Origin of the sequence: Pseudomonas sp. 008 (genome assembly GCF_016861935.1) — a bacterium.
Lineage (GTDB): Bacteria > Pseudomonadota > Gammaproteobacteria > Pseudomonadales > Pseudomonadaceae > Aquipseudomonas.
The window spans coordinates 424,805-435,916 of record NZ_BOMA01000005.1 but is presented as its reverse complement, the minus strand read 5'-3'; the positions used below and the strand labels follow the sequence as shown (position 1 = coordinate 435,916).

Annotated in this window: 6 protein-coding genes; 2 read left to right on the top strand and 4 right to left on the bottom strand. The window is 59.3% G+C overall.

Going from position 1 to position 11,112, the window contains the following annotated elements:
• The first annotated feature begins 178 nt into the window (after positions 1–178).
• On the top strand, positions 179–2,071 hold the full coding sequence (mrdA, locus tag JUI81_RS13625; RefSeq protein ID WP_019582845.1) for a penicillin-binding protein 2: 1,893 nt from the start codon (positions 179–181) through the stop codon (positions 2,069–2,071).
• A gap of 11 nt (positions 2,072–2,082) precedes the next feature.
• On the opposite strand, the gene JUI81_RS13620 is transcribed toward mrdA, so the two are convergent.
• The gene (locus JUI81_RS13620) at positions 2,083–3,042 is read right to left on the bottom strand and encodes a LysR family transcriptional regulator (RefSeq protein WP_204124461.1); all 960 of its coding nucleotides are present in this window, start codon (positions 3,040–3,042) and stop codon (positions 2,083–2,085) included.
• 121 nt (positions 3,043–3,163) lie between these two features.
• Between JUI81_RS13620 and JUI81_RS13615 the strand changes: the two genes are divergently transcribed.
• Positions 3,164–3,919 carry a class II aldolase/adducin family protein gene (locus JUI81_RS13615; RefSeq protein WP_019582843.1) on the top strand — a complete coding sequence of 252 codons (756 nt, stop codon included), beginning with the start codon at positions 3,164–3,166 and terminating at the stop codon, positions 3,917–3,919.
• A 229-nt stretch (positions 3,920–4,148) separates the two neighbouring features.
• On the opposite strand, the gene JUI81_RS13610 is transcribed toward JUI81_RS13615, so the two are convergent.
• The 3 genes from JUI81_RS13610 to mfd are packed head-to-tail and all read right to left on the bottom strand — an operon-like array spanning position 4,149 to position 10,889.
• Complete coding sequence (locus tag JUI81_RS13610) at positions 4,149–6,839, bottom strand: DEAD/DEAH box helicase (protein ID WP_028939825.1); 2,691 nt, start codon at positions 6,837–6,839, stop codon at positions 4,149–4,151.
• An 11-nt stretch (positions 6,840–6,850) separates the two neighbouring features.
• Positions 6,851–7,429, bottom strand: coding sequence for a CsiV family protein (locus JUI81_RS13605; RefSeq protein WP_204124460.1), 579 nt, complete (start codon positions 7,427–7,429; stop codon positions 6,851–6,853).
• 10 nt (positions 7,430–7,439) lie between these two features.
• Positions 7,440–10,889, bottom strand: a complete 3,450-nt coding sequence (mfd, locus tag JUI81_RS13600) for a transcription-repair coupling factor (protein ID WP_018930293.1) — start codon at positions 10,887–10,889, stop codon at positions 7,440–7,442.
• Positions 10,890–11,112: the final 223 nt, after the last annotated feature.

The window sequence follows — 11,112 nt, the reverse complement described above, 5'->3', positions numbered from 1 at the left end:
CTTTGGCAACAGAAGGCTAGCGGATGGCCATTCCTGGTAACGGTCGCATCGTTCGTGAAACTTCGGCAGAGCGCGCTAAAAACCACGCCGTTTTTGGTATGGTGCAGCTCGTTTCAACGGACTGACTGCAAGCCTACGGATCGGTACTCCCGTTTATAGTCAAAGAGTTGCTGCAGAAATGCCCGAACCGATACCAATCAAGGACCACGAGAAAGAGACGCTCCTGGTCAACAAAAGACTGATGGCCTGCGCCTTGTTCGTCGCCGCCATTACTTGCGCGCTGGTGGTGCGCATGTACGTCCTGCAGGTTGTCGAGTTCGACTATCACTCGACAATCTCCGAAAACAACCGCGTCCATGTCCTGCCGATCACTCCAACTCGTGGGCTGATCTACGACCGCAATGGTGTGGTCCTGGCAGACAACCGGCCCAGCTTCAACCTGACCATCACCCGCGAACGCGCTTCTGATGTCAAACGCGAGCTGGATGAAGTGGTCAACCTCCTGCACCTGCCGGCCGAGGACCGTACGCTGTTCGACAAGGCGATGAAGCAGGCCAGGCACCCCTTCGTCCCGGTCACGCTGTTCTATGAGCTCAGCGAAGAACAGATAGCCGTACTCGCGGTCAACGAGTTCCGTCTACCCGGAATCGATGTAGAGCCGCAGTTCGTTCGCCACTACCCCATGGGCGCGCACTTTGCGCATTCGATCGGCTACGTCGGTCGCATTAACGAAAAAGAATCCAAAGCCCTGGACACGGTGGAATACCGTGGCACCCAATCCATTGGCAAAACCGGTATCGAGAAATTCTACGAATCAGAATTGCACGGCCATGTGGGTTACGAAGAAGTCGAAACCAATGCTCAGGGCCGCGTGCTGCGAGTGCTCAAGCATACCGACCCGATCCCCGGCAAAAACATCGTCCTGAGCCTCGACGTCAAACTTCAGGAAGCCGCCGAGGAGGCATTGGGCGATCGGCGTGGCTCGGTGGTCGCTCTCGATCCGTCGACTGGCGAAGTATTGGCCATGGTCAGCAAGCCAAGCTTCGACCCGAACCTGTTTGTGACGGGCATCAGCTTCAAGGAATACGCGGCACTGCACGACTCCATCGACCGGCCGCTGTTCAACCGTGTGCTGCGCGGGCTCTACGCACCTGGCTCGACCATCAAGCCGGAAGTGGCGATCGCCGGCCTCGACGCCGGAGTCGTAACCCCGCAGACCCGAGTCTTCGATCCGGGCTATTACCAGTTACCGGATTTTGATCATAAATACCGTAACTGGAATCACAGTGGTGATGGCTGGGTGAACATGGACACGGCGATCATGCGCTCCAACGACACCTACTTCTACGATCTGGCCCACAAGCTGGGCATTGATCGTCTGCACGACTACATGGCGATGTTCGGCCTTGGCGAGAAGGTCTCGCTGGACATGTTCGAAGAGTCTCCCGGGTTAATGCCGTCTCAGGCCTGGAAGCGCGCCACGCGGCGACAGGCGTGGTTTCCCGGCGAGACAGTGATCCTCGGCATTGGCCAGGGCTACATGCAGGTCACTCCTCTGCAGCTGGCACAGGCCACCGCGCTGATCGCCAACAAAGGTGTATGGAACCGGCCGCACCTGGCCAAGACCGTGGATGGCGTCGCGCCGGTGGACGAGCATCCGATGCCGAACATCCTGCTCAAGGATCCGCGTGACTGGGAGCAGGTCAATCACGGCATGCAGATGGTGATGCACGACGCCCGCGGGATTGCCCGAGCGGCGGCACAGGGCGCGCAGTACCGCATCGCCGGCAAAAGTGGCACCGCGCAAGTGGTGGCGATCAAGCAGGGTGAGCGCTACAACCGGGCGAAAACCCTGGAGCGCAACCGCGACAACGCCTTGTTCGTCGGATTTGCCCCGGCTGAACATCCGCAGATTGTCATCTCGGTGATGATCGAAAACGGTGAGGCCGGTGGTCGCGTCGCCGGCCCTGTGGTGCGGCAGATCATGGATGCTTGGCTACTCGATCAGGACGGCCACCTGAAGCCGCAATACGCCGCGCCGAGCAAAGCCCCGGGCGACCCTCACGTTTAAGGATCAAGGCTTCACAGCACAGGCTCACGAATGCTGAGCATGTGCTGGAAGCTTTCCAGGAACACGGTTTCGGCCTGACTCATCTTCTGTTCTCGATTCCACAACAGCTGGATATCGGAATCCACCACGCCATCTTCCGGCGGCAAACGCCAGAGCAAACCTTGCTCGACATCCCGGCGTACGAGATGAGTCGGCAGACACCCAATACCAAACCCTGCACAGATCAAGCGGTAAATTTCTTCGAAACTGGTAGATGACGCGACGATCTTTCCGGTAAAGCCTTGCTGGTCGCGAAACAGTGTGAGGGGGGAAAGGTTGCCGCCGAGCTGATCGCTGGTGAAGCTGACGAAGTTCTCTGCGGCGAGCTGTTCCAGGGTCAGATTCTCTTGTCCGAAAAGTCGATGACGTTGCCCGCAAAAGTACGCATAACGCTCGCGAAACAGCACTCGCTGTTCCAATCGTGGCTGCGGTAGACGGCACAATCCAACGCCAATGGTCGCGGTTTTTTGCAGCAGCGAACTGATGATATTCGAGCTGCCCATCACCTCGACTTCCAGCTCGATTTTCGGGTGGGCTTCATGGAAGTCAGCGAGGAACTCATCGTAGTGGCGTGCCTGCACACCGCTGACTGTGAGGATGCGAATCTTACCCACCACGTCGTCGTGCCGACTCTCCAGCACCGTTCCCAATCGGGAAATATCGCCGTAAATGTCTGTCGCAATGCTCAGGACTTCTTCCCCGGTTTCCGTCAGATCGAACCGCCTTCCATTGCGGGCGATCAACACGCATTCCAGTTGTTCCTCCAGACGCTTCAAAGCCTGGCTGACCGCCGACTGGGTGATGTGCAGCCGTGCTGCGGCCCGACTCATGCTGCCTTCCTGACTGATCACCAGATAAGTGCGCAGCAGGTTCCAGTCGAGACGGTCATTCAGAAAGCGACGACCGACCCAAGGGTTAGAGCTTGAGGGCATAAAACTCCATGTAGTAGCAGTTCTAATAATAAAGATAAGAATATGAAATTTTACTAATCCTTGCATGGAAGCGATAAAGCTCACAAGCGCCACAGAGTGCGCTGACTAAAGAGGTGTATTCGTGAGCAAACCTGAACACATCGGCACGGTTGAATGGCAAGCCCGTTGCGAACTGGCCGCGCTGTATCGTCTGGTCGCGCACTTTCGCATGACCGACCTGATCGACACCCACATTACCCTGCGGATTCCAGGGCCTGAGCATCACTTTCTGATCAACCGCTACGGGGTTATTTTCGACCGCATGCGCGCCTCGGATCTGGTCCGCATCGATCAGGAAGGGCGAGTGGTCGATCCGGCTTATGAAGGTCATCGAGTCAATGCAGCAGGCTTTGTGATCCACTCAGCAATCCACATGGCTCGTCCTGACCTGAATTGTGTGATCCATACCCACACGGCTGCCGGCATGGCCGTCGCCGCGCAGAAGCACGGCTTGTTGCCGATCAGTCAGCACGCGTTGAAGTTTTACGGCAAGTTGGCGTATCACACCTATGAAGGCATTGCCCTATCGCTGGATGAGCGCGAGCGTCTGATTGCCGATCTGGGGCCGCATCGGGCGATGATCCTACGTAATCACGGACTGCTGGTCGGTGGCTCCGGCGTGGCCCAGGCATTTCAGGAAATTCACTTCCTGGAGCGTGCCTGTCAGGCACAGGTTCAAGCGCTGGCCGGTGGTTCGGCGCTGCATTACCCGTCTCCGGAAGTCTGTGAGCACACCGCCGAACAGTTTGACCGCGATGAACAGGACAACATCATCGACCTGGCCTGGGAGGCCGCTCTGACCCTGATCGAGTCCCAGCGCGAGTCCTACTTATCGTAAACTCTGTCATCAACAGCATTGTTTTGCTGTCCCGCGAAGGCGTCAGCACATTCAATATCGGCGTTGACTGAGACACAGCCTTCGCGGGCAAGTCGGGTCGCCGCATCGCTCGCTCCTGCTGGAGGACATGTTCGATTTCAGAAGACCCCTTTCGCGAGCAAGTTCCCGCAGGATTGCTACTCACCCTGTGGGGGCAAGCTTGCTCGCAATGGTGATCTGACTATCCCTGCTACTTATCAATTTTTTCCGGCAACGGCGCAAACAACGCCTCGATATCATCGCTCTGCAGCTTCCAGTCCCCGGTCTTGCGTCCATCCAGCACGCCTGCGGCCAGATCGGATTTTTCCTTCTGCAGATGCTGAATCTTCTCTTCCACCGTGCCCCTGGCAATCATCTTGTAGACGAACACCGGCTTCTCCTGACCAATGCGATACGCACGATCCGTCGCCTGATTTTCCGTCGCCGGGTTCCACCAAGGGTCGTAGTGAATCACCGTATCGGCTTCGGTCAGGTTCAGGCCCACACCGCCAGCCTTCAAACTGATCAGAAAGATCTGACGCTTGCCGCTCTGGAATTCCTTGACTGGCGTGCGTCGGTCACGGGTCTGGCCGGTCAGGATCGCGTACGCCACGCCGCGTTTGTTCAGCTCGTCCTCGATCAGCGACAACATTGAGGTGAACTGCGAGAACAGCAGAATCCGCCGACCTTCCTCGAACAGCTCTTCAAGCATTTCCATCAGGCTATCGAGTTTGCCGGAGGTGCTGCCGCGAGCGGGCAGGGCAGCATCGTTGACCAGGCGCAAATCACAGCACACCTGACGCAGCTTCAGCAGTGCCTCAAGAATGATGATCTGGCTGCGTGCCACGCCTTTGCGGGTGATCTCGTCGCGGACTTTTTTGTCCATTGCCAGGCGCATGGTTTCATACACATCGCGCTGGGCTTCGTTGAGCTCGACCCAATGGACGATTTCGGTTTTCGGCGGCAGTTCGGTGGCCACTTGTTCCTTGGTCCGGCGCAGCAGGAACGGTTTGATCCGACCGTTCAGGTGTTGAAGTCGTACTTCACTGGCACGCTTTTCTATCGGTACGCGGTAATCGCGGTTGAAGCTTTTCACATCACCGAGCCAACCCGGCAGCAGGAAGTGGAACAGCGACCACAGCTCGCCCAAGTGGTTTTCCAGCGGCGTGCCACTCAGGCACAAACGCTGGCGAGCATTCAGCTCACGGGCCGCATGGGCGGCCTTGCTGTTGGGGTTCTTGATGTACTGCGCTTCATCCAGCACCAGTACGTGCAACGGCTGCGCGGCTAGACGTTCGACGTCCTTGGGCAGCAGTGCATAGGTGGTCAGGATCAGGTCGTAATCAGCCAGATTGTCGAAATGCTTTTTGCGACTGGCACCGTACAGCGCCAGCACTTTGAGTTGCGGCGTGAAATGCGCCGCTTCGTCGAGCCAGTTCGGAATCAGGCTGGTGGGCATGACCACCATGCACGGCCGATCGAGGCGCCCGGCATTCTTCTCGCTGAGAATGTGCGCCAGGGTTTGTAGGGTTTTGCCCAGGCCCATGTCGTCCGCGAGAATCCCGCCGACCTCCAGTTGTCGCAACGACTGCATCCAGCTCAGGCCTTCCAGCTGATACGGGCGCAGGGTGGCATTCAGGCCCTCGGGCGCTGCGGCGGTGTGGTCCTTGATGTCGCGCAGGCGCTGGGCAAAGGTGCGGATCTGCTCGCCACCTTCCCAGAGCAGCGGCAGGCCTTCCAGCGGGTTCAGTCGCGTGGCGTCGGCCTTGCTCAGGCGCAGCGTGGTTTCGCCGGGCTCTTGCAGGTAAAACTCACCAAGGGTGGCCAGCACTGGTTTCAGGCGGCCGAAGGGCAGGGCGACCTGCAGCGGGCCCTGGTCGGTGCTGCGGCGTTGCGGAATGTTCACCAGGATCAGTTCGTCGTCACGACGTCGGGCGAGCCGTTCCGGGTTGAGGATTTCGGTGTGGGAGCGCATCAGGTTCAACAGGATCGGCAGCAGGCTCAGGCGTTCGCCGTTGACGATGATCCCCAGTTCCAGGTCGAACCAGTCGCGTTCCGGAGCCTGCTCGACGGTGGCGTACCAGTCGTCCACGGCAGTCAGGTCGAAGCCGAAATCCTCGTCGATCTGCAACTCCCAGCCTTGGGTGCGCAACTTCGGCAGCTCATTGAGGGTGAAGGTCAGCCAGGCGCTGTCGTTGACCATCTCGTAGAGTTCGCCGGCACTTTCCGGCAAGGCCTTGCTTTGTCGGGTGGCGACTTTGAAACCGAGGATCCGCAGCTGCTCCCTGTAGGTCTGTTCGACTTCCGGGTGACGTTTTATCCGCAGCGTCTGTGTTTCCTGACGAATCAGGATGTCAGCGTTTTTCTGTCCGCTGACGTATTCGTCCAGATAGCTGAAGGACAGCGCCGCGCGATGCTGAATGTAACGCTGCATTTTGCCGTTGCGCGGTTCGAAGGCGCTGAACTCGATGCTCGCCAGCCACAGGCGCGGCACCGGTTGCACGTTGTCCACCAGCACTTGCGGCGGCGCTTTCGGGCTACGGTTTTCCAATACGGCCTGAAGTTTTTCCAGCAGTTCGGCGTCTTTCGCGGCCGCCGGATACGCGAGGGTTTCCTGCACTTGCAGTAGCACCGCCGCGCAATGTTTGCAGTTGCTGTGAACCGGGCAGGTGCACGTGGCGTCGATCATCAGCAAGGTGCCTTTGGCCGACTCGCGCAGGCGAATGGTCTGACGGTAAACGTTACCGCCAGAGCCTTCGCAACTGGCGGTGATGGTGGCGTCGCCGACTTCGACGATCCTGACGCGGTTCTCCAGTGCGTAGCGGCGGCCACGCTCCAGGCTCTGTTCCTTGAATCGGCTGACCCAGGATGTTGCCAGGGGTTTGCTCAGGGTCGGGGGCATAAAGAAGTCAATCAGTCCGGAATTTCATCAGGGACTGGCCGAGGCGCAGGGGCGGTCAGCGAGGTGATCTTGATCAACAGGCCCAGGTGGCCATTGTCGAGGAAGTTCAGCAGGCCGTTCTTGGTGTGGCTTTCCTGCTTCAGGCGTTCGCTGGCGGTGACCATGCCGTTGGCGTCAATCTGATTGACCCAGAAGTCGGCGTCGACGTCAGTGAAGCGCCCCAGTTTCAGGTTCAGCGTGCCCTCGATCGGGAATTGGCCAAACTGTTCCTTGCCTTCGCTGATCGCGACTTTGCTGGCTTCTTCACCCAGGTGCTGTTGCCAGGCCTTGTGCAGCAACACCGTGTACTCGTTGCTGGCGGTGAGCTTTTCCACTTCGGCATTCAGGCTTGGCGTACGAAAGCTGTCGGGGCTGATGCGTTGGGCTCCGGCAGCCCAGTCTTCTGGCGCGGCGCGGCTGACGATGGCAGGCACGGCGTTTTGCCGTACCAGAATCATTTCAACCTGATACAGATCATCGGCAAACGCGGTCGAGGCGAGCAGCGACATCAACAACGTCATCAGCAAGGTCAGTGAGCGAAACAGGCGCATGCGGCGTCCTTCAAGCAGTGGTCGGAATGAGGCGCTCGAATAGCGCCTCTACAGTATTAAAGCGTTCTTCCGGGCGCTCCATGGGCACGAGGAATTTGAACATTGTGGCGCCTTCGAATTTGTAGCGTTTGGGCTGGCTCTGGATCAGTTTGATCAGTGTCAGCGGGTCGACCGGGGTCTGTGCCGCGAACTCGATCCGACCACCTTGCGGGCCGCCGTCGACTTTCTTGATGCCCAGCTGTTCGGCTTGCAATTTCAGCGCCGTGATCCGCACCAGGTTCTTGGTCGGTTCCGGCAACAGGCCGAAGCGGTCGATCATCTCCACTTGCAGGTCCTTGAGGCCTTCCTCATCGGTGGCCGAGGCAATGCGTTTGTAGAGAATCAGTCGAGCATGAACGTCCGGCAGGTAGTCTTCGGGAATCAACGCCGGTACACGCAGATTGACTTCCGGACCGCCGCCCAGCGGTTGATCGAGGTTCGGCTGTTCGCCCTTGCGGATCGACTTCACTGCACGCTCGAGCATTTCCATGTACAGCGTGAAACCCACGGCCTGGATCTGCCCGCTCTGGCCGTCGCCCAGCAGTTCGCCGGCACCACGGATTTCCAGGTCGTTGGTGGCGAGCACGAAGCCCGCGCCGAGGTCCTGGGTATTGGCGATCGCTTCCAGACGTTTTTCCGCATCGGGAGTGATTTGCTGGCGCGGGGGTGTCAGCAGGTAAGCATATGCCTGGTGGTGACTGCGACCGACCCGGCCACGCAACTGGTGCAACTGGGCCAGGCCGAACTTGTCGGCGCGTTCGATGATGATGGTATTTGCGCTCGGCACGTCGATGCCGGTCTCGATGATGGTCGAGGCGATCAGCACGTTGAAGCGCTTGTGATAGAAGTCGCTCATCACTTGTTCGAGTTCGCGTTCGCGCATCTGCCCGTGGCCAATGCCGATCCGCGCTTCCGGCACCAGTTCGGCGAGGTCGGCGGCGCATTTCTCGATGGTCTTCACGTCATTGTGCAGGTAGTAGACCTGGCCGCCACGCAGCAACTCACGCAGCAGGGCCTCTTTGACCGTGCTCTTGTTCTGTTCCATGACGAAGGTGCGCACCGACAAACGACGGGCCGGCGGTGTGGCGATGATCGACAGGTCGCGCATGCCCGACACCGCCATGTTCAGCGTGCGCGGAATCGGCGTTGCGGTCAGTGTCAGAATGTCAACTTCACTGCGCAGTGCCTTGAGCTGTTCTTTCTGACGGACACCGAAACGGTGCTCTTCGTCGATGATCACCAGCCCCAGGTTTTTGATTTTTACGTCATCTTGCAGCAGCTTGTGTGTGCCGATCACGATGTCGATCTTGCCTTCGGCCAGGTCCGCAACCGCGGCGTTCACTTCCTTGGCCGACTTGAAACGGCTCATCACTTCCACGGTCACCGGCCAGTCGGCAAAGCGGTCGCGGAAGCTGTTGTAGTGTTGCTGGGCGAGCAGGGTGGTCGGCACCAGAATCGCCACCTGACGACCGCCGTGCACCGCGATGAACGCCGCGCGCATGGCCACTTCGGTCTTGCCGAAACCGACGTCGCCGCAGACCAGCCGATCCATCGGTTTGGGCGCGAGCATGTCTTCGCGCACCGCTTCGATGGTGGTTTGCTGGTCCGGGGTTTCTTCGAACGGGAAACCGGCGCTGAAGGTCGCGTAATCGGCTTTCGGGTCGGCGAAGGCATAACCCTCGCGAGCGGCGCGGCGGGCATAGATGTCGAGCAACTCGGCGGCCACGTCGCGCACCTGTTCGGCGGCTTTGCGCTTGGCTTTCTGCCAGGTCTCGGAGCCGAGGCGGTGCAGCGGGGCCAAGGCATCGTCGCTGCCGGTGTAGCGGGCGATCAGGTGCAGGTTGGCTACCGGCACGTACAGCTTGGCGCCTTCGGCGTATTCGAGGGTCAGGAACTCGGCGGCCTGGTTGTCGATTTCCAGGATCGTCAGCCCCAGATAGCGGCCGACACCATGATCGATGTGCACCACCGGCGCACCTTCGCGCAGCTCGGTGAGGTTTTTGATCACCGCATCGTTGTTCGCGTCGGCGCGTTTCTCGCGGCGACGGCGCTGCATTACGCGCTGACCGAACAATGGGCTTTCGGCAACCAGGGCCAGCGCTGGGTCGTCCAGCAACAGGCCTTCGTCGAGTGGTGCAATGGTGATCGCCAAGCGCTCTTTGCTGGCGACAAAGTCCGGCCAGCTGTCGACGGTTTTCGGTCGCAGCTTCAAGCGTTCGAGCAATTCCAGCAGCACTTCACGACGGCCCGCGGACTCGGCGGTAAACAGCACGCGGCCGGGGAATTCGTCGAGGAAACTGGCCAGCGCCGCCAACGGCTGAGTGGCCTTGGCTTCGATGGCCAGGTTCGGCAGCGGCTGAGCCGGGAAGCGTTCGCGGCCGACACCGGTTTCGACGTCTTGTTGACTGGCCACCACACGGGGCCAGCTCTTCAGGCGCGCAAAGCAGTCTTCCACCGGCAGGAACAACTCGGCCGGTGGCAATAAAGGACGGGACGGATCGACGCGGCGTTCTTCATAGCGGTTACGCACATCATTCCAGAAATTCTCCGCGGCCTGTTCGATGCCCGGCAGGGAAAACACTTGCGTGTCCTGGGGCAGGTAATCGAACAGGGTGGAGGTTTCCTCAAAGAACAGTGGCAGGTAGTACTCGATGCCCGCCGGCGTAATCCCGCTGCTCAAATCCTGGAAAATCGGGCAGCGACGGAAGTCGACATCGAAGCGCTCGCGAAACCGCGCCTTGAAGCGGGTCACGGCTTCTTTCTGCAGCGGGAATTCCTTGGCCGGTAACAGCTTGACCGAGTCGACCTTGTCGATGGAGCGCTGGTTTTCCGGGTCGAAAGTGCGCAGGGTCTCGATTTCGTCGTCGAACAGGTCGATGCGATAAGGCAGCTTGCTGCCCATCGGGAACAGGTCGATCAGCGAGCCGCGCACGGTGAATTCGCCATGCTCGTACACGGTATCGACGTAGCGATAACCGGTGGCCTCAAGCCGGGTGCGCATCTGCTCGACATCGAGTTTCTGGCCGACATCCAGCACCAGGCTGCTGCCGAGCAGGAATTTGGTCGGCGCCAGGCGATGCAGGGCAGTGGTGATCGGCACCACCAGAACGCCATGCGCCAGCTCCGGCAACCGATACAGGCTGGCGATACGCTGCGAGATGATGTCCTGGTGTGGCGAGAACAGGTCGTAGGGCAGGGTTTCCCAGTCGGGGAAGTGCAGAACAGGCAAATCCGGGGCGAAGAAACTCAGCTCCTGTTCCAGCCGTTCGGCACTCTGGCTGTCGGCGGTCAGTAGCAAGGTAAAGCGCTTGGCAGCGCTGGCGGCCTCGGCGATGGCCAGGCTCAGGGCTGCACCGGGCAGGTTGCCCCAGTGCTGTTTACCTGCCGCGGCAGGGAGAAGCGGTAGACGCAGAACGGGCACGGAAGGTTGAGCTCCAAGCGTTGCGACAAAGTCGGTAATTGTAACGGTCTCGAGTGCCGGCTGTCAGTTGCAGACTGTGTCTATATACACAGGTTGAGCAAAATGTAGTGGTAATGACAAAAACTGGCGATTTAATACTGAAAATGTAGTGCCAAAACCGCCCAGTGTTACGGAGGGTTACGGACACTGTGGCGTTATCGTCGAAAAATTGACTGTGCTGAAA

What these genes read in the sequence shown, in the direction of transcription:
- JUI81_RS13610 (WP_028939825.1), bottom strand. Translation starts at nt 6,839, where the DNA reads ATGCCCCCGACCCTGAGCAAACCCCTGGCAACATCCTGGGTCAGCCGA.
- mrdA (WP_019582845.1), top strand. Translation starts at nt 179, where the DNA reads ATGCCCGAACCGATACCAATCAAGGACCACGAGAAAGAGACGCTCCTG.
- JUI81_RS13620 (WP_204124461.1), bottom strand. Translation starts at nt 3,042, where the DNA reads ATGCCCTCAAGCTCTAACCCTTGGGTCGGTCGTCGCTTTCTGAATGAC.
- JUI81_RS13605 (WP_204124460.1), bottom strand. Translation starts at nt 7,429, where the DNA reads ATGCGCCTGTTTCGCTCACTGACCTTGCTGATGACGTTGTTGATGTCG.